The organism is Pandoraea sp. PE-S2R-1, from assembly GCF_002179865.1.
Lineage (GTDB): Bacteria > Pseudomonadota > Gammaproteobacteria > Burkholderiales > Burkholderiaceae > Pandoraea.
In genome coordinates this window covers 579406-598041 of the sequence record NZ_NGUR01000009.1, presented here as the reverse complement: position 1 = coordinate 598041, position 18636 = coordinate 579406, and the positions used below count along the sequence as shown (strand labels likewise).

The window sequence follows — 18636 nt, the reverse complement described above, 5'->3', positions numbered from 1 at the left end:
CGCGATGGCCTCAGAAATACACCGTCGCCGTCACCGTCGAGGTGTAGACGTCCGGTGTCGGCATGGTGGCCGAGAGCGTTGCCTGCCCGTAGACGGTGTACGTTTTCAGCACGCCGCTCCCCGAGTCGCCCAACGTATTGGTGCCTTGGGTGTTGCCCCACGGTGTGGCGTGACCCGAGTCTTGATAGAGCCCGAACGGGATGGTCGTGGTGTTGCCAGTGAGCGTGCCCGCGAGCAGACGGCTGGTCTCGGTGGAACTGGCCGTCGTGCCGGCGTTCAGGCCAATGTTGTAGCCGGTGGACGAGGTGCAGATGACGGTCAGCGTCGAGGTGCTTGACACCGGCCCGGTGGCCGACCCTTGCACGGGCGTGAACGTCATCGGCGTTGCCGCAATCGTGCACCCCGGCAAAATGGTCAGCGACACCAGCATCGTTGCCGTCGCCGAGCCGTTGGAGTAAGTGGCGCCTTGTACTGGGCCATTCAGTGCGAGCAATCCGGCAGCCCCGGACAGGGTCAGGCACAGCAGCGATTTTTTCATCGTCGTTCTCCTTCGGAGTCCTATTTGAAAGTGAGGCCATTCGAAGCGCATTCAGGCACTAGGAGGCGCGGCAGGGCACTACGCGGACAGCGTTCGTGACACCTGTTTTACCGACGCTGTCTACGTAGTTTATTAAGGCATTTGCGCGGAATGGGCGCGCTTTCAAGGCTTTCGGAATGTTCCCAACAATGGGACGAGAGGCCGCGCTTCCCGTGTCACTGGCATACGCGCAACGCGCATGTTTTGGCGAGACGCAGTGCGCACGCGTGGATGTGGCGCAACAGGCGTGCCGACCGGCGCGTACGCTTTGCGACACCGTGTCGCAGGGCGATATGACGGCGATCAAAGCCTGCGCACGCGGCACAAGCATTCGCGCATATTTCACTTGCTCTCGTTACGTCGCCGTCTCTAGAATGACTTCTTGACGCGTATCGGGCGTCGTCTGCGCTACCCGCGCTGTACGCCGCCCGCCGCCTGTGTTCGCTGCCTGCGGATATTTCACGAGAGGGATGCCATGCTCAGACTTCTGTCGAAATACTGGTGGTTGCTTGTTTTGCGCGGCGTACTCGCCGTTGTCTTCGGGATCGCGGCGTTTGCGCTGCCCGGTGTGACCCTTGCCGTGCTAGTGCTGTGCTTCGGCGCGTTTTCGTTTGTCGACGGGGTCTTTTCTCTTTCCGGTGCCTGGAGCGCCCGCAAGGAGCACGCCGAATGGTGGCTGCCACTGTTGCAAGGCGTCGTCGGCATCATCATCGGTGTCCTGACTTATCTCAACCCGGCGTTGACCGCCGTTGCGTTGCTCATCTATATCGTTGCCTGGAGTTTCGTCACCGGCGTGCTGCAAATTGCGGCCGGTATCGCGTTGCGGCGCGAGATCCAGGGCGAGCTGTGGATCATTCTTTCCGGCGTGTTCAGCATTCTGTTTGCCGCGTTCATCATGTGGCAGCCGGGTGCCGGCGCGTTGGCGCTCATTTGGGCCATCGGTGCATGGGCCATCGTGTGGGGCGTACTGCTCGTGTTGGCCGGCTTCAAATTGCGTGGCGTGGCGCACGGCGCGTCGTCCACTTCCGCCGCGACATAGTCTTCGAATTCGGGGCATGCGCGGCTTTGATGCCGTTGCATTGCGCGATACGATGCCCCGATCAGCGTTTCCGTTCGTCCGCCCAGGTGGCCCCGGCTGCCTGATGCCGGCGGATTCCTCCCCCCGGCAGCCGCTGTGCTGCCAGACGTCAGCAGGAGTGTGAAATGGCTCTGAACCATACGCGTAACACCCTCGGTGAAAAGATCCGGATCGAGTCGGTCAATCTGCTTAATCGCGGGTTGATCAACGGCATCGACGTCCAGCGTCAGGCCAAGCAGGCGCATTGGAACGTGCACGGCCCGGGCTTCATCGAGCTGCATCTGTTGTTTGACGACGTGTACAACGCCGCGATCGAATGGGCCGACCTGTGCGCCGAGCGTCTCGTGGCGCTCGGTGGCGTGGCCGACGGCCGCGTGCAGACGGTGGCTGAAAAGACCGAACTGCCGAAGTACAAGAACGAGTTCAAGCGCGGGCTCGATCACGCTGCCGCGCTGGCCGAGGCGCTGGCCGGCTATGGCGAAATCATTCGCGGTCTGATCGACGCATCGGCCGAGATCGGCGATGCCACCACGTCAGACGTTTTTACTGAAATCTCGCGCGGCGTCGACGATCACCTCTGGAAGGTCGAGGCTCACCTTCGCGGCGAGTAAGCGCCATCCGGCCGCCGGCCCCCGCTGGCGGCCGATCCATCGTGAATGCGCGCACCGGCGTTGGTCCGGGGCGCGCATTTGTCATCTTTGCCTGACTTCTCCCGCCCGATTCTCTCTCTGCTACTCCCCTCGGAGCCGTTATGACCACCCGCAATCTGAGCCAAATGTTCCAGCCGAAGTCGGTCGCCGTCATCGGGGCGTCCAACCGTGAGCGTCGTGTGGGCACGACCGTGCTGCAAAACGTGATCGACGGTGGCTTCGAGGGCGCGATCTACCCGGTCAATCCGAAGTACTCGACGCTCGCGGGACGCAAGTGCTATCGCGACGTGGCCGACCTGCCGCAGGCCCCTGATCTTGCGGTGATCTGCACGCCGCCCGCGACGGTGCCCGACCTGATTCGCGACCTCGGCGAGCGCGGCACGCGTGCCGTGGTGGTGCTCACCTCGGGGCTTGCGCGGGAGCGCGATCGCGATGGCGTGACGCTGCAAGATCGCATGCTCAGGAACGCCAAACCGCACGTGCTGCGTATTCTCGGGCCGAATTGCATCGGGATGCTGAGCCCCGGCATCGGGCTCAATGCCAGCTTTGCCCACATGGGCGCGCGGGCGGGCAACCTCGCCTTCGTGTCGCAATCGGGCGCGCTGACCACCGCCGTGCTCGACTGGGCCGACGCGCGCGAAATCGGCTTCTCGCATTTCGTCTCGATGGGCGACAGCGCCGACGTGGACTTTGGCGACATGCTTGACTACCTCGCGAGCGATCCGCGCACCGACGCCATCCTGATGTACATGGAATCGATTCGCGATGCGCGCAAATTCATGTCCGCCGCGCGCGCCGCCTCGCGCAACAAACCGGTGGTCGTCATCAAGTCGGGCCGGGTGCCGGAAGGGGCGCAGGCCGCCGCGTCGCACACGGGAGCGCTGGCCGGGGCCGATGACGTCTATGACGCCGCCATTCGCCGCGCGGGCATGTTGCGCGTGAATACCACCGACGAACTGTTTGCCGCCGTAGAGACGCTGGCGCGTTTGCGACCGTTCTACGGCGACAAGTTGTCGATCATGACCAACGGCGGCGGCGCCGGGGTGATGGCCACCGACGCCCTTGTGCTCGACGGCGGCAAGCTCGCCCACCTGTCGGACAAGACCCGCGACGCGCTCGACGCGGCGCTGCCGAAAACCGTGGGCCGCGTGAATCCGGTGGACATCGGTGGCGACGCGGATCTCGCGCGCTATACGGCGACGCTCGCCGCGTTGTGCGAAGACCCGGAGACGGCGGCGGTGCTGTTCATTCAGGCCCCCACGGCCGTCATGCCAAGTGTGGACGTGGCGAACGCGCTGGCGGCGTTGCCCCGGCCATCGAAGAACGTGTTCACGTGCTGGCTGGGCGGCGAGACCGCCGAGCGTGCACGACGGATTTGCCGCGAGGCCGGGTTGCCGACCTACGACACACCCGAGAATGCGGCGCGCGCGTTCCTCGAAGCGGTGAACTATCGCCGCAATCAGTCGTTGCTGATGGAAACACCGCCGTCGATTCCGCCCGGTTTCTCACCGGATGTGGCGCGGGTGCGTGCCATCCTCGGCGACGCGATGCGCGAGGGGCGCGAATTACTCACCGAGCCGGAGGCGAAGGGAGTGCTTGCCGCGTATGGCATTCCCGTCGTCGAGACCGTGGTGGCCGACACCCCCGAGCACGCCGCCGAATTGGCGCAGGGCCTCGGCTTCCCCGTGGCCGTCAAATTGATTTCACCGGACATCACGCACAAGTCGGACGTCGGCGGCGTGGTGCTCAATATCGAAACGGCAGAGCAGGCGCTGGACGCCGCTCGCCAGATTCGCAAACGGGCACTGGCCGCCAAGCCCGATGCGCGTGTGACCGGCTACTCGGTGCAGCGCATGGCGAATGGAGCCGAAGCCTTCGAGCTGATCGTCGGCGTGGCCACCGATAGCGTGTTCGGTCCGGTGCTGCTGTTCGGGCAGGGCGGCACGGCGGTGGAAGTCATCGCCGATCGCACGATCGGGCTGCCGCCGCTGAACCTGAATCTGGCGCGCGATATGGTGGCGCGTGCCCGTGTGTCAAAACTGATTGCGGGCTATCGCAATCGACCCGCCGCCGATCATGAGGCGATCTATCTCACGCTCGTGAAGCTCTCGCAACTGGTGTGCGATGTACCCGAGATCGCCGAGCTCGACATCAATCCGCTGTTCGCCGATTCGCACGGCGTGCTGGCGCTCGACGCGCGCATCGTGGCGCGCAAACCGGTGGCGCCGGGCCATGCCCGTCTGGCCATTCGGCCGTATCCGCAAGAGCTCGAAAGCACGGTCGATGCCGGCGGCAAGCCGGTGCGCGTGCGTCCGATCCGCCCGGAAGACGAACCTGCTTACAACCAGTTCTTCCACACGCTCACGCCGCAGGATGTGCAGTTCCGCTACTTCGGACTGATCAAGGAGCTGTCGCACTCGCAGATGGCGCGCGTGACGCAGATCGACTACGACCGCTCGATGACGTTTGTCGCGACGGAAAAGGATGACGAGGGGAACACGCGGCTGCTGGGCGTGGTGCAGGCGTTGGCCGACCCCGACAACACTGTGGCCGAGTTTGCCGTGACGGTCAGTCCTGCCGCACAGGGCAGGGGGCTGGGAAGGGCGCTGATGGAGCACATCGTCGACTACAGCCGCAAGCGCGGTACGGGGGAACTCATCGGCTATGTACTCACGGCAAATACGCGTATGCTGACACTCGCCCGGCATCTCGGCTTTGTCGAAGACAAGGAGATGGAAGCGGGCATTGTTCATATCCGGCTGCCGCTGCAACAGACGGCGCAGGCGTAGGGCCTGTCAGGGCTCCAGGAGACACGGTTCGCGTCGTCAGTCGAGGGTGGCGCGAACGCTGTGCTTGTCGCTTGCCCGCGAGGCAGGGTAGCCGCCTCGACCAAGGATTCGAATGCTAGTGAACTGCGTGGCCTATGAGGATGGCCGCAAGATCGCCGACCTGCACCCCGATGAAATCTCGGACTATCTCGAACGTCCGCATTGCTTCGTCTGGGTCGCGCTCAAAGACCCCGGGCCCGGAGAACTCGCGCAGATGCAGCACGAGTTCGGCCTGCACGATCTCGCGGTCGAAGACGCGCAGCATGGTCATCAGCGCCCGAAGATCGAACAGTACGGCGACTCGCTCTTTGCCGTGCTTCACGTGCTCAACAAGGACGCCGACGGTGACTTCTCCATCGGCGAGGTCGCCATCTTCGCGGGGCACAACTACGTGCTCTCGGTGCGCTCGAACGCGACGCAGGGGTTAGGGGCCGTGCGAGCGCGTGCGGAGAAAGAGCCGCACTTGCTCAAGCAAGGCGCGATCTTCGTGCTCTACGCGCTCATGGATGCCATTGTCGACAGCTACTTTCCGGTGTTCGACGATCTCGAAGCGCAACTCGAAGCCATCGAGGAGCAGATTTTCGCGCGCAACGAGCCGGCCAAGGGGCGCGAGATCATCGAGGATCTGTATCAGCTCAAGCGGCGGCTCATCACGTTGCAACACGCGTGCGTGCCGCTCATGGAAGCGGTCAGCAAGCTGTTCGGCGCAATGGCCCCGAAGCTCTGCGGCGGCATGCAGGAATACTTCCGCGACGTGTACGACCATTTGCAGCGCATCACGAAGAACATCGACATGCTGCGTGAAATGGTGACCACCGCGCTCTCGGTCAATCTGGGCATGATCTCGCTCACCGAGAACGAGACGACCAAGCGGCTCGGCTCGTTCGCCGCACTGTTCGCGGTGCCGACGATGATTGCGGGCATCTACGGCATGAACTTCGCCGATATCCCCGAGTTGAAGTTTCAGTACGGCTATCCGGTCTGCGTCGGCGTGATGATCATCATCGATCTGCTGCTGTTCCTGAAATTCCGGAAGGCGGGCTGGTTGTAACGTGCGCGGCGGGGCAGTCTTCCGTGTCATGCGGATGTCGTTACGACCCGGCGCGCCTTGCCCTGTTGCCCGGTGGCAACGGGGCGGTAGCACCCCCTTTTTTCCGCAGTGACCGGCGTCGAGTAATTGCACTAGAATGCGTCAACACCGCGTCAGACGGTTGCCAAGGTTGAGAACTACAACAAACACCAGGCAAATAGGGGTCAGACATTGAACGCACCACTCACGGGGATCCGCGTCATTGAGTTCTGTCGGGGCGCGGCGGGCGCTTATTGCGGCATGCTGCTGGCCGACATGGGCGCGGACGTCATCATGGTCGACGATCCGGTCGACGACATTTCCAACGAAAGCCAAGGCCAGCACGGTCCGCTCGGTGCGACCGCGCAGACGGGGTTACGCCGCAACAAACGTTCTGTAGCGCTCGACCTCGGCACATTGGAAGGCCGCAGCCTCGCTCATACGCTGGTGCGTGGGGCGCAGGTGGTCATCGAATGCCTGCCCGCAGGCACGCTCGTGCGTGCCGGGCTCGGCTATGAAGCGCTGTCGGTCGTGCAGCCGCATCTGGTCTACGTTTCCATTTCCGCATTCGGGCAAGATGGCCCGCGCTCGGCCGGTCATCCCGGCGTGCCTGCCATTGACGCCTTGCGCGGCATGTTGGGTGCCACACCCGGGCGTCAGGCGCCGCGCGATTTGCCTGTCGCGGACTTGGCGGCGGGGCTGTATGCCGCGTTTTCTGTTTCGGCGGCGCTGGTGGCCGCACAACAGCATGGGCGCGGCGTGCATATCGACGTGCCGATGCTGGGTGCCACGCTCGCGATCGCTGCCTTGCGGGCGGGTGAAGAAGCAGCGAACGCCGCGAGTGAACCGGAAGCCGTTGGCGGTATTCCGCGAACGGCCGACGATGCCCGTTTTGGCGGCCCGGCGGCACCTTGGCCGACGTTCCGTGCGAAAGACGGGTATTTCGGCATGGATCTCGACGGTCAGGCACATTGGCGGGCCATTTGTGCGCTGGTGCATCGCGTGGACCTGCTCGACGACTCGCGCTTTGCCAACGCACGGGAGCGCGCCCGTCATCAGGCCGTGCTGCGCGATGTGCTGGAACCTGTCTTCATGCACGACGATCGTGCGGTCTGGCTTGCCCGTCTGAGCGCTGTCGGCGTGCCGTGCACCCCCATCAGCACGTATTCGCGCGTGCTCGCCGATCCGCAAGTTGCGCATATGGGCTGGGTTCGGCCGATGGTGCTGCCCAGCGGCGAGACCACCCATACGATCGTTTCGCCGGTCCGCATGAATGGCCATGGGCCGGTGACGCATCGTGAGCCGCCCGCACCGGGGGAGCACACCGGTGACATTCTGGCCGAACTCGACGCAGAGTCGGCGGCGGCCACCGTAACCGGCGAGGGCGCCACTGTCCCGCCGGCCGGCACATTGCTCACCGAGCCGCTGCCGAAAGACTGACTCGACTGACTCGACTGACCCGGCTCACCCCGGGCCGCTGAGGTTCCAGCGGCCCGCTTCGCTTGCCGTCCATCGCTTTGCGCGTTCTTCCTCCGCAGACCTTCCTCCGGCCCCTTGCGGGCCCATATCGCCTGATCGCCGGCGTGTCCACGCCTTCTGCGCTCATTTGTTCCTGATGCAACAGTTGTAACGCGTATTACAGGAAATATTACAAATCATTTGCAACTGGTGTTAAAAATAGGAATAATTCGTATTTACGAAATGCGATTCGTGGTCGGTATTGCATTGATTCGATGGCTGTAATTGGTAGTGGGCAGTGGATCAGGCGGGGGTGACGCAACGTCGTCCGCGTTTTCAGGCACCTGGCAAGTACAGAACAACGACAAAGCAAGACTGGGAGACGGATCGCGGACAACCAGCGATCTCCAGGGGGGAATCCAAGATGCAAGTGGGACCGATGACGCTGCGTCGCTCGCAGTTGAGCGCAGCATTGGTGGGAATTTTGAGTGCGCAAGGCGCCATGGCCGCAGATGCCGACGCCAAGAGCACGTCGACTGACGTGCAACTCCCGAGCGCCAACGTCACAGGCAATCGCGACAATTTCAAGGTCGATTACTCGTCGTCGCAGAAATTCACGGCGCCGATTGTCGACACGCCGCGTTCGGTCACGGTCATCCCGGAAACTCTGCTGCAAAGCACGGGGTCGAGCACGCTTACGGAAGCCCTGCGTACGGTGCCCGGCATCACGTTCGGCGCGGGCGAGGGCGGTAACCCGCTCGGCGACCGTCCGTTCCTGCGCGGCTACGACACGCAAGGCAGCCTGTTCGTCGACGGCATGCGCGACGTGGGCGCCACGACGCACGAAATGTTCAACACCGAGTCGGTGGAAGTCGTGAAGGGCGCGAGCGGCGCCTACGGCGGTCGCGGCGGTGCGGGCGGCAGCGTGAACATCGTCAGCAAGGAAGCCAAGCTGGGCAACTTTGCGGAAGGCACGGTGGGCCTGGGCAACGCCAAGTACAAGCGTATGACGGCGGACGGCAACTGGCAGATCGGCGATCACGCGGCATTCCGCATGAACCTGATGGGTCACGACGCCGGTGTGGCCGGCCGCGATGCGATTTACGACTCGCGTTGGGGGATTGCACCGTCGGTCGCCTTCGGACTGGGTACGCCCACACGCATTGTCGCGAGTTACTACCACATGCAATCGGACGGTCTGCCGGATTCGGGCATTCCGTACAACTACGCACCGGGGCGCCGCACGGGGCCGGCTTCGGTCAATCCGAACAATTTCTACGGGCTGGACAATCGCGACTTCCGCACGACGTCGTCGGACATCGGCACGATCAAGATCGAGCACGACATCACGCCGACGCTTACGCTGCGCAACATGACGCGCTACACGAAGTCGTCGCAAAGTTACATCTGGACGCAGCCGGACGACAGCCAGGGCAACGTGGCCAACGGCAAGGTCTGGCGCCGCGCGAACACGCGTGACAGCAACGTGTGGAGCATTGCGAACCAGACGGAACTGTTCGGCGAAGGCCATACGGGGCAGTTCAAGCACAGCTTCAACGTGGGCGCCGAGTTCTCGCGCGAATCGAGCCGTAAGGACGCCTATACGGTGGCCGCAGGGAGCGGTTCGGGCACGGGCAATTCGTGCCTGCGCGGGGTGGGTGCAGCATCGGGCTACAACTGCACGAGTCTGTACAACCCGAATCCGTACGATCCGTGGACCGGCAGCATTCGTCTGAATGACGACCCGGCATTCCAGCGCACGTTGACGGCGGCGATTTACGGTTTCGACACGATCGATCTGTCGAAGGAATGGCAGATCAACCTCGGCGCTCGCGTGGACCGCTATTCGACGGACTTCACCGATACGCGCGCCAACGGCGGCAAGTCGGTGTCGCGTGACGACACGCTGTTCAACTGGCAGGCCGGTGTGGTGTACAAGCCGCTGCCTTACGCAAGCGTGTATGCGTCGTACGCGACGTCGTCGACGCCGGCCGGCGCGTTGCTGGGCGAAGGCAGCGAGACGCAAGGTCTGACGCCGGGCCGTGGCGGTGTTGGCCCGAACGCGGCGGATCTCGCCCCGGAGAAGAACCGTTCGTATGAAATCGGTACGAAGTGGAATGTGCTGAACGAGCGTCTGCTGCTGACGGCGGCACTGTTCTACATCGAGACGAGCAATGCGCGCGTGACGATGGCCGACAACACGTATGCCATGGTGGGCGGCAAGAACGTGAAGGGCCTTGAGCTGGGCTTCGCGGGCAAGCTGACGGACAAGTGGCAGGTGTTCGGCGGCTACACGTACATGAAGAGCGAGCTGACGGACAACGGCACGGGCACGGCGATCTCGAACAACGGCAACCAGTTCCCGAACACGCCGCGCAACAGCTTCAGCCTGTGGACGACGTACGACATCATTCCGTCGGTGACGGTGGGTGGCGGCGCGTTCTACACGTCGAGCGTGTTTGGCGATCCGGCGAACCTGCGCGAGATTCCGGCGTACTGGCGTTTTGACGCGATGGCGTCGTGGCGCGTCAACAAGCATCTGTCGGCACAGCTCAACGTGCAGAACCTGTTCAATCGCCGTTACTTCGATCAGGCCTATCCGGCGCACTATGCGTCGATGGCGCCGGGCCGCAGCGCGATTGTCTCGCTCACGGCACGCTATTAATGATGCGTATTGAACCGGCGCAGATTGCGTCGCTCACGCCTGCGCAGGTTCGCGACATTCTCGCGGGGCCGCCAGAAACGGCGGCCGCCTGGCTGGCCGCGGCCGCGCAGGCGGGGCACGTCGATGCGCAGGTGGTCTATGCACAGTGGCTGCTCGATGGGCGCGGCGTGACGCGTGATGCGGCGGCCGCGCTCGAAGGCTTCAAGCGCGCGGCACACGCCGGGCACGGCATGGCCGCGAACATGGCCGGGCGCTGCTACGAGAATGGTTGGGGCGTTCCGGCGAGCGACGAGGTGGCGTTGTATTGGTACCGTCAGTCGGCCCGCCGCGATGAGCCGTGGGGCATGTATAACCTCGCGACGCTGCTGAGTCTCGGGCGTGGCGGTCCGCAAGACCGCGGGGCTGCGCTTGAGTGGCTTCAGAAGGCCGCCGCGATGGGGCACGCCAAGTCGCAGAATCTTTTAGGTGGTTTTCACGAGGACGGTTGGGAAGTGCCACGCGATATCGCGTGCGCGTTCGATTGGTACCGGAAGGCCGCCGAAGGCGGTGATTTTCGCGGACAGTTCAACGTCGCGCGTCTACTGATCGGGCAGGGCGCTTTCGATCAGGCACTGGCTTGGCTTGTCCACGTGCCGGAGACGGCGACACCCGCTTTTCTCGTCAAAGCCGCTGAATTCCTTAGCCAAGCCCCGGATTCTCGTATTCGCGTGTTGGCCGCCCAATGGACTTCGGCCTCCGGTTCGTCCGCTTCGGCACCGCTGGGCGCTTCAGCCGCCTGATTTTCTTTCCGTATTTCGCATCGCCTGATTTCCTTCCCCCTTCAACACCCCAACACCTCCCCCCAGGACCGACCGAAGCCCCTCTCCGCTGCTCAGACAGTGTTCAACTCGCCTCGGAGAGGGGCTCCGGTCACTCCCCACCACCGCCATTCGCACTTCCCACCTAACCCCTCGCACCACCCCCATATCCCCCGCATCCCCCCATCCCCCCCACACCTCTCGGATCACGCAGCACCCGCTTGCCTTCTCCCTCGCGGTTCACTGCGCATCGCCGCACTTTCCGTTACCCGGCGGCTTCTATATAATCATTGGTCATAAGCATATGACCAATAGTGATTTGGATGCGATCCAGATCGCCGACGCCGGAATCCACCCCATGCTGCTCGCCTCAATGAGTTCGTCACCAACGGCCGCCATCCTTGGCGCCGCCGTAGGGCTCGTGCTCGGTTTGACCGGCGCAGGCGGCGGCATCTTTGCCGTCCCTGCGCTAGTGTTCGGCCTCGGATGGGGGGTGCCTCAGGCAGGCCCCGTGGCGTTGCTGGCGGTCGGTGCCAGTGCAGCCGTCGGCAGCGCTCAAGGGCTGCGCGCCGGTCTTGTGAGATATCGGGCCGCGCTGCTGATGGCCGGCATCGGTGTTTGTGTCGCCCCGCTGGGGTCTTGGGTCGCGCATCGGCTGCCCGAACACTGGCTTGTCGGTCTCTTTGCATTCGCCATGCTGATCGTGGCCGCCCGTATGTACCGTGCCTCCCGAGGCAAAGGCGGTGTTGCGGGCAGCGTGGTGTTGCCACCACCGTGCCGGCTCGATCCGGCAACGGGACGACTGCACTGGACTCGCCGTGTTGCCAGCACGCTTGGCGCCATCGGGGCGGTCTCGGGATTCGCGTCCGGATTGCTCGGCGTGGGCGGCGGCTTCGTGATCGTTCCGGCATTGCGCCGCTTTTCCGATATCACGGTGCACGGCATCGTCGCGACGTCGCTGTTCGTCATCGCACTGATCTCTGCGGGAACGGTCGCGAACGCGTGGTGGCATGGCATGCACCCGGGCACGCAAGGCTGGCTGTTTGTGGCAGGTGCCGTCGCCGGGATGGTGATCGGCCGCATGCTCGCCCCCCGTCTGGCCGCAGCCCGGCTGCAACAACTCTTCTCGGTGCTGATGGCCCTCGTCGCTGCCGGCATGTTCTTCAAGGCATTCGGCGGCTGATTCTTGCGGCCGGTTCGCGAGGGCGGTCGCACTCTGCCGTGCGTGCGCTCGCGAACATCATCGACAGTCCCCTCATCGGCACAAGTCGTCACATCTGGGTGCCGCGATATCGTTGCTTATGGATCCCTCGAAAATCGCAACGCTTTTCGAGTGAATTTTCGTTGTCCGGAAGCGACGCTTCATCGGCGTACGCGAATGGCGATCCTGTCTCGTGTAGTGCGTCAGAGTGAATCTTTACGGCGCACGCCTGTCAATCACAGCGTCCGGTAAGCACTCGCGCTACGTGGGGTGCGTCATTGCCGCATACGGTCTGACGCACTGTGCGGGCTTTATTTGGGCGTCGCGGGGTTGTCCGCCTATTTGGCCTTGGGATGTTTCCTATAACTAATGCTAATACGTCCGAACATTGTGGACTTATCCTATATTTCTCCCGGTCGTCGACGGGGGCAAAAGGTGAGCCACTTGCCGACGGCACGACGGGGGATTGAATTAATGACAACGACGCAACGGATTGGCTTTGCGCTCACGCCGGAACGCCGCGAATGCAACGTGCCGATTCGGCGCACGCTGACAGGGCTGGCCGGAACGTTGTTGTTTGTGCTGCTGACAGGGTGTAGCGAGCATCAACCGCCAGGTGTCAGTCAGGCTTATGCCGACCATGACACGCTCGAAGGCGCGACGCTGTCGCGCGCCGAGACGGCACCGCGTGAGGTGACGGCGCGCATGCGCCCCGTTGCCGCAGCGGTTGGCATGACCGGCACGCCGCAGGTGGGGCGCGTTGTCAGCGGCACCTACCGCTGGATGGCGGACTGGCCTGAGACCGACAGTGTGCATCTGTGGGAAGCCGCGGCCGGACCGACACGTATTCGCGTTGTCGGCCGGGCGCGAGACATGATGCCTTCCGCCGGTCTGCGTGGCGTGCGTATCCGGTACTGCATCAAGCCGGTAATCGGCAGCGGTGAAATGCGGCTTACGGGATACAAGACGTGCTCGTCGTGGACGACGGTCGATGGCACGTCGGTAACACCGGCCCCTGCGGCGGCAACTGCGGGATAGCAGGATCGCGGGGGAGCCGAAGGATCGCCGGACGCACACCCCGGTACCGGCCACCGCACCTGACCTTCGTCAACTGCATTGCGGTGACGCTTCTGTCATCTTTTTGTGTGCCGCTTCGTCACACATTCCTCTTTTGGGAAGCCATGACGCGTAGACACGCGGCGCTCGATCGCGCGCGCCCACGGCTGACTTCTTTTAAAAGGATTCCGCACATGATGGTAAAAATTTTGATTGCCGACGATCACCCGATCGTCTCCTCGACGCTGCGTGAGATGCTCGCACCAGATCCCGGTTTCCACGTGTTGCCGCCGGTCGCAAATTCAACGCAGTTGTTCGAGGCGCTCGAGACGAATTCCGTCGACGTGCTGATCACCGACTACTGCATGCCCGGGGGTGTGTTTGGTGATGGGCTGGGCATGATCAAGCGGGTTCGCCGCAAATATCCGGACATCAAGATCATCGTGTTCACGTCGATCGAGCAGCCGGCGATCATTCACGCGCTGAACGATTGCGGTGTGCTGGGTGTGATGACGAAGTCGGACGATCTGCGCGAAATCACGGTGTGCGTGGAGCGTTGCCGTCGCGGCATGCGCTATCTCGGCGGGCGTGCCGAGCAGATTCTGGAAGAGCAGTCGCGCCGCAAACCGACCACACGCCGTCCGCTCTCACCGAAGGAAATGGAGGTGCTGCGTATGTACCTGAGCGGCAATAACGTCTCCGAAATTGCCGAAGCGCTCAAGCGCTCGGCCAAGACGATCAACAACCAGAAGCGAATGGCAATGTGCAAATTGGGTTGTCGCAACGACATGGAACTGTTCCAGTTGCACGCGTCGAGTCCGCTGCAACTCACGCGTGAAGGCGAGGTCGACGCGCCCACTGCCGCTTGAGTCCGTGCGACGTCGAGCATTCGCGACCATGCCTATTCAGACGATGACGCGTGATATTGCCGTCGCGGGCCGCCTGCTGCGTATTGGGGGCGTGCTCGCATTGCTGTTCGGGTTGTCCGTCTGGGCGGCGGCGATCTCTTACGCCGTCTTTGGTGCGCTCTGGCAGGGCGGCCAGAAGACGGAGTCGTTCTTCGCGGCGGTCTCGCGTGAGATTCGCGATCTCGAAGTCTTCAATGAACAAGCGCGCTCGATGTCGCGCACGGTACAGGCCAGTTCGGCACCCGCCGGCGGCACCACACGCCTGCTGGCGGATCGCGTGCTGCAACCGCTCAACGGGTTGAAGCCGGGCACGGCGACACGCATCGGCGGGGTGGCGTGGGATGGCGATTTCGAAATCGTCAAGCTGGCCGAGATTTCTCCGGAACGCGCTCAGATGCTGTCCCGGTTGACGGCACGGCTGATGGTGCTCGATGCCGATTTCTGGAGTCCGTTCGACTCGCAGGACGAGACGTTCCTGATCTCTCCCGATGGCGCTTTCGCCGCGTATCGTCCCTCGCTCGGCCGTGAATCGTTCGGTGCTGCCGATCTGGAACGCGACACGAAGATCATGCTCGCAGAGATGAACAAGGTCGAGCGCTATCAGGCGAGAGCCCTGGGGCAAGAGGACGGTCCGTTCTGGACCTACAACTACGAACACCCGGTGACACACGTGAAGACGGTGTCGAGCTTCGTGCCCATCCGCGATCTGGAAGGGCACGTGGTGCTTTACGTGGGCACCAGCATGTCGCCGGAACTGATTGTTCCGCCGCGCATGCGCAATCTCGATCAGACGCGTGAAACGCTTCAACTCGTCTCCGTGGAAGGCATCATCGTCGCCAGTGCCGGCACACCGCTGCCCACACCTCGTCATATGAGAACGCTCGCGACGCTGCCGCTGTTCGGCGGCTCGCAGATGACGCTTCGCACCGACGGGCAACGCATCGTTTTTGAACGCCATCTCCCGTTCAATCCGTGGTTTGTGCGCTATGCCGTGGCGCCCGCCGAGTTGCTGTTCGGGAACGCCACGCTGCTGATCGTCGCAACGTTACTGCTGCTGTTGTACACGGCAGGGGTTTGCACCGCCATGCGCTATATCCGCAAGCGTGTGATCGAGCCGGCACGCAAGCGCACCACGGCGCTGCTGGAGCGCGATGCGTTCACGCAAACGCTCATCGAGACGGCGCCGGTGGGCATGGCGATCATCGATCCGTTCGAGCCGGCTGTTGTGATGAGCAATCCGGCCTACGCCGGCACGGTCGATCTGCTGCGGCAGCTCGGCGACGGCGAACTCACCCGGATGTACCGCCAACTGCACAGTGGGGTAGTGTCACGTCCGGTGCGGCGTTTGTTGAGTGTCTCGGACGATGCCGGGGAGCGCCACTACGCCGTCAGTTTTGTCGACACCGTGTTTCGCGAACAATCGGTGCTGATCGGCACACTCTCCGATGTGACTGAGCAACGCCGTTTTGAACTCGAACAGCGTAAAGCGCGGTTGGCCGCGGAGAACGCGAACAAGGCGAAGGATGTATTCCTGACGACGGTCAGTCACGAGATGCGCACGCCGTTGTACGGCACGCTTGCATCGCTGGAGTTGCTCAGTGCGCAGAAGCTTGGCGACGAGCATCGCTATTACGTCGACGTGATGGAGAGTTCGACGCGCAATCTGCTCGACCTGATCAACGATCTGCTCGACTATTCGCGCATGCAAGTGGGGCGCTTCGAACTGAATTCGCGCGACTTCTCGCTGCTCAAGGAGCTTGAGGCGGTCGGGCTGTCGTTCACCGGCCGGGCACGTTTGCAGGGCCTGACGCTCGACTGGATGATCGATCCGCAACTCGCGCGCGCCGTGCACACCGATGCGCTCCGCCTCGGACAAGTCATCACGAATCTCGTCGGCAACGCGATCAAGTTCACGACGCAAGGTCATGTCGCGTTCAGCGCACAGATGACACGCGCCGATGCGCAGGGATGTGATGTGGCGTTTTCGGTCAGTGACAGCGGCGCGGGGATTGCTGCGGGCGACCTGCCGGATCTCTTCCGCCCGTTCGGCAAAAGTACGAACGAACCCGGCATGCAGCACGGTACGGGGCTCGGGCTGGCGATTTCGTACCAGTTCGTCGCGATGCTCGGCGGCACCTTGCAGGTCGATAGCGTGGAAGAACGGGGTACCACGATGCACTTCACGCTGCATCTGCCGTGGGCACCGAACACCGAGCCGCCGATCGTGGCGGAAACCGGCAAGACGTTTGCCTACGTGAGCGGGCTGGCGCGCCGGCACGCGTATCTCGAAGCGCTCATCCGTTTTGCCGGCCACACGCCTGTGCGTTACGACGACGCGGTGGCGTGGTCGACCGGCGATGGCCGCGCCCGCGATGCCGGTTTGCTGATGTTTGCCGACGAATGGCCGGTACGTGGCATGGCCGGCGCCGAAGTCTATCTGCTGCGGCCGACCCCGCACGAGGGCCCGGCGAGCAAGGCAAGCGCCTGGCCGCGCGATGTCGCGTTGCTGCATCAGGCCGGTCTGTGGGAAGCCCTCGGCGTCTCGCCGGAACCCGGGCTTGCCGCGTCGGCCGATCTGCCGCGCAGCACCAGCGCACAGCCGGGGGCGCGTCCGTTGGCGGGGTGGTATGTGCTGGTGTCGGACGATCATCCGATCAGTGGCATGCTGCTCTCGCGGCAACTGGAAGGGCTGGGTGCGATGGTTGATTGCTATAACGACCCGCGCGAAGCCCTCGATGCGTTCGATAGCGAATCGCACATGCTCGTGATCACCGACGCCAACATGCCGCACATTTCCGGCCAGACGCTGGCCACGGAAATCAAGGCGCGCGCGCCGCAAGTGCCGGTCATTGTCGCGACGGCCGACGTGACGTTGCGCATCGACCGCGACCCGAAATCCCCGTTCGATGCCGTGGTCTACAAACCGGTCGACTCGGGCTCGCTGCTGCGTGTGATCGATCTCGTGCGTGCCCGCTACCCGTCGTTGCGTGGCGAGATCGAACCGCTGCCTGCGATTGTCGATTCGTCGGTGCTGACGACCGCGCAAACACCCATTGAGGTAGTCCCCGCCACGTTTCCGAAGGACACGGGCGTGCCGTTGATGGACATGCTCGATGCGTTCGTCCGCATCAGCGATCAGGACATCGAGGACTGCCGTAAGGCGCTGGCCAATGTGTCGCGCGATGCACTGCGCCACTCTGCGCACCGGCTCCGGGGCGGATTCATGTCCTTCGGGCTGGCCTCGCTGGCAGCTCACGCAGCGCAACTCGAACACCTCGCGCCACAAGCATCGGCCGGGCAGATCGGCGCTTCGTTCGAAGTGCTGGAAACCGCGTGGAACGACTGGTTGCGCGCACAAGGCCATGCGATTGTCGACGACGCCTGATGGCCGGCTCGTCAGCCCACGCTTCTCTCTACTCGACGAAGTGCTCCGAGATGAGCTGACGAAGCCATTGATTGCCGACGTCCTGATGGTAGCGGCGATGCCAGAACACATTGGTCTGCAACGCCGGCAGACGCACGGGCGGCTTGACGAAGTGCAGCCCGAAGGGCGCGGCGGCCCGCTCGGCGAACTTCTGCGGCACAGTGACGACGAGATCGTTGGTGCTCACGACATAGGGTACGGCGATGAAGTGGGGCACCCAGAAGTTGGCGTCGGCGCCAAAGCCCGCTTGCGCCAATAACTGGTTGACGCGCGCGTAGGGGTTGTCGCCGGTGGTGACGAAGAGATGGCGCGCGGCCTGAAACTCTGCCAATCCGGCATCAGGGCGGTCCAGCGCGTGGCCGATTCGGAACATGCTCACGTACTGCTGGCGAAACAGCCGCCGCTGGAAGAACGGGCCGGTCAGGTCGTCGAATGCCCCCACCGCGAGATCAATCCGTCCAGCCGCCATGGCTTCTTTCAGATCGGGCAGCGCCGTACGCACGGTGCTTAACCGCACCCCGGGCGCCAACTGCGTGCACAGATCGATCAGCGTAGGCATGAAGTACACCTCGCCGACGTCGGTCATTGCCAACGTGAATTCGCGTTGGCTCGTCGCGGGGTCGAAGGCCTCTCGGTGATTGATCGCGCGCGATATCCCGGCCAGCGCTGCCGACACCGGCTCGGCCAGCGCCTCCGCAAACGGCGTGGGCTGCATGCCGTTGCCGGTTCGGGTGAAGAGTTCGTCGTCGAACGTGTGGCGCAGCCGGGCGAGTCCGTTGCTGACAGCCGGCTGCGACAGGCCGAGTTCGCGGGCGGCCTGCGAAATGCTCCGATGCGTGAGCACGGCATGAAAGACGACAAGCAGGTTCAGATCGACGTCGCGCAAAGAAATCATGATGAGATGACAGTATTCGCGTTATGAATA

Annotated in this window: 13 protein-coding genes; 11 read left to right on the top strand and 2 right to left on the bottom strand. The window is 63.4% G+C overall.

Going from position 1 to position 18636, the window contains the following annotated elements; all coding sequences use genetic code 11:
* Nucleotides 1-10: 10 nt before the first annotated feature.
* Entirely contained in the window at nt 11-538 is a 528-nt protein-coding gene (locus CDV44_RS09695) for a spore coat U domain-containing protein (RefSeq protein WP_087687826.1), read from the bottom strand.
* Nucleotides 539-1052: 514 nt separating this feature from the next.
* Between CDV44_RS09695 and CDV44_RS09690 the strand changes: the two genes are divergently transcribed.
* The 11 genes from CDV44_RS09690 to CDV44_RS09640 all read left to right on the top strand — a co-directional run bounded on the left by CDV44_RS09690 (nt 1053) and on the right by CDV44_RS09640 (nt 17672).
* Nucleotides 1053-1616 carry an HdeD family acid-resistance protein gene (locus CDV44_RS09690; RefSeq protein ID WP_087687825.1) on the top strand — a complete coding sequence of 188 codons (564 nt, stop codon included), beginning with the start codon at nt 1053-1055 and terminating at the stop codon, nt 1614-1616.
* 164 nt (nt 1617-1780) lie between these two features.
* Nucleotides 1781-2266, top strand: coding sequence for a DNA starvation/stationary phase protection protein Dps (gene dps, locus CDV44_RS09685; RefSeq protein WP_087687824.1), 486 nt, complete (start codon nt 1781-1783; stop codon nt 2264-2266).
* A gap of 140 nt (nt 2267-2406) precedes the next feature.
* Nucleotides 2407-5094 carry a bifunctional acetate--CoA ligase family protein/GNAT family N-acetyltransferase gene (locus CDV44_RS09680; RefSeq protein WP_087687823.1) on the top strand — a complete coding sequence of 896 codons (2688 nt, stop codon included), beginning with the start codon at nt 2407-2409 and terminating at the stop codon, nt 5092-5094.
* Between the two features lie 112 nt (nt 5095-5206).
* On the top strand, nt 5207-6184 hold the full coding sequence (corA, locus tag CDV44_RS09675; RefSeq protein WP_087687822.1) for a magnesium/cobalt transporter CorA: 978 nt from the start codon (nt 5207-5209) through the stop codon (nt 6182-6184).
* A 210-nt stretch (nt 6185-6394) separates the two neighbouring features.
* Nucleotides 6395-7642, top strand: coding sequence for a CaiB/BaiF CoA-transferase family protein (locus CDV44_RS09670; RefSeq protein WP_087687821.1), 1248 nt, complete (start codon nt 6395-6397; stop codon nt 7640-7642).
* A 442-nt stretch (nt 7643-8084) separates the two neighbouring features.
* Complete coding sequence (locus CDV44_RS09665; RefSeq protein WP_087687820.1) at nt 8085-10325, top strand: TonB-dependent siderophore receptor; 2241 nt, start codon at nt 8085-8087, stop codon at nt 10323-10325.
* The gene (locus tag CDV44_RS09660) at nt 10325-11104 is read left to right on the top strand and encodes a tetratricopeptide repeat protein (RefSeq protein ID WP_087687819.1); all 780 of its coding nucleotides are present in this window, start codon (nt 10325-10327) and stop codon (nt 11102-11104) included. The genes CDV44_RS09665 and CDV44_RS09660 overlap by 1 nt, the downstream gene beginning before the upstream one ends.
* 376 nt (nt 11105-11480) lie before the next feature.
* Complete coding sequence (locus tag CDV44_RS09655; protein WP_249277476.1) at nt 11481-12305, top strand: sulfite exporter TauE/SafE family protein; 825 nt, start codon at nt 11481-11483, stop codon at nt 12303-12305.
* Nucleotides 12306-12797: 492 nt separating this feature from the next.
* Nucleotides 12798-13361 (top strand): hypothetical protein, encoded by a 564-nt coding sequence (locus CDV44_RS09650; protein ID WP_087687818.1) that lies wholly within the window; start codon nt 12798-12800, stop codon nt 13359-13361.
* A gap of 212 nt (nt 13362-13573) precedes the next feature.
* A complete protein-coding gene (locus CDV44_RS09645) occupies nt 13574-14248 on the top strand; it encodes a response regulator transcription factor (protein WP_058378399.1) in 675 nt (224 codons plus the stop codon).
* Between the two features lie 28 nt (nt 14249-14276).
* Entirely contained in the window at nt 14277-17672 is a 3396-nt protein-coding gene (locus tag CDV44_RS09640; RefSeq protein ID WP_087687817.1) for an ATP-binding protein, read from the top strand.
* Nucleotides 17673-17700: 28 nt separating this feature from the next.
* Here CDV44_RS09640 and CDV44_RS09635 read toward each other — a convergent pair whose 3' ends face one another.
* Nucleotides 17701-18606 (bottom strand): LysR family transcriptional regulator, encoded by a 906-nt coding sequence (locus CDV44_RS09635; RefSeq protein WP_087687816.1) that lies wholly within the window; start codon nt 18604-18606, stop codon nt 17701-17703.
* Between the last annotated feature and the right edge of the window lie 30 nt (nt 18607-18636).

Bases quoted from the DNA above. Each gene is read 5' to 3' on its own strand.
- corA (WP_087687822.1), top strand. From the start codon at position 5,207: ATGCTAGTGAACTGCGTGGCCTATGAGGATGGCCGCAAGATCGCCGAC.
- CDV44_RS09665 (WP_087687820.1), top strand. From the start codon at position 8,085: ATGCAAGTGGGACCGATGACGCTGCGTCGCTCGCAGTTGAGCGCAGCA.
- CDV44_RS09655 (WP_249277476.1), top strand. From the start codon at position 11,481: ATGCTGCTCGCCTCAATGAGTTCGTCACCAACGGCCGCCATCCTTGGC.
- CDV44_RS09690 (WP_087687825.1), top strand. From the start codon at position 1,053: ATGCTCAGACTTCTGTCGAAATACTGGTGGTTGCTTGTTTTGCGCGGC.
- CDV44_RS09640 (WP_087687817.1), top strand. From the start codon at position 14,277: ATGCCTATTCAGACGATGACGCGTGATATTGCCGTCGCGGGCCGCCTG.
- CDV44_RS09635 (WP_087687816.1), bottom strand. From the start codon at position 18,606: ATGATTTCTTTGCGCGACGTCGATCTGAACCTGCTTGTCGTCTTTCAT.
- CDV44_RS09645 (WP_058378399.1), top strand. From the start codon at position 13,574: ATGATGGTAAAAATTTTGATTGCCGACGATCACCCGATCGTCTCCTCG.
- CDV44_RS09650 (WP_087687818.1), top strand. From the start codon at position 12,798: ATGACAACGACGCAACGGATTGGCTTTGCGCTCACGCCGGAACGCCGC.
- CDV44_RS09680 (WP_087687823.1), top strand. From the start codon at position 2,407: ATGACCACCCGCAATCTGAGCCAAATGTTCCAGCCGAAGTCGGTCGCC.
- CDV44_RS09660 (WP_087687819.1), top strand. From the start codon at position 10,325: ATGATGCGTATTGAACCGGCGCAGATTGCGTCGCTCACGCCTGCGCAG.
- dps (WP_087687824.1), top strand. From the start codon at position 1,781: ATGGCTCTGAACCATACGCGTAACACCCTCGGTGAAAAGATCCGGATC.
- CDV44_RS09695 (WP_087687826.1), bottom strand. From the start codon at position 538: ATGAAAAAATCGCTGCTGTGCCTGACCCTGTCCGGGGCTGCCGGATTG.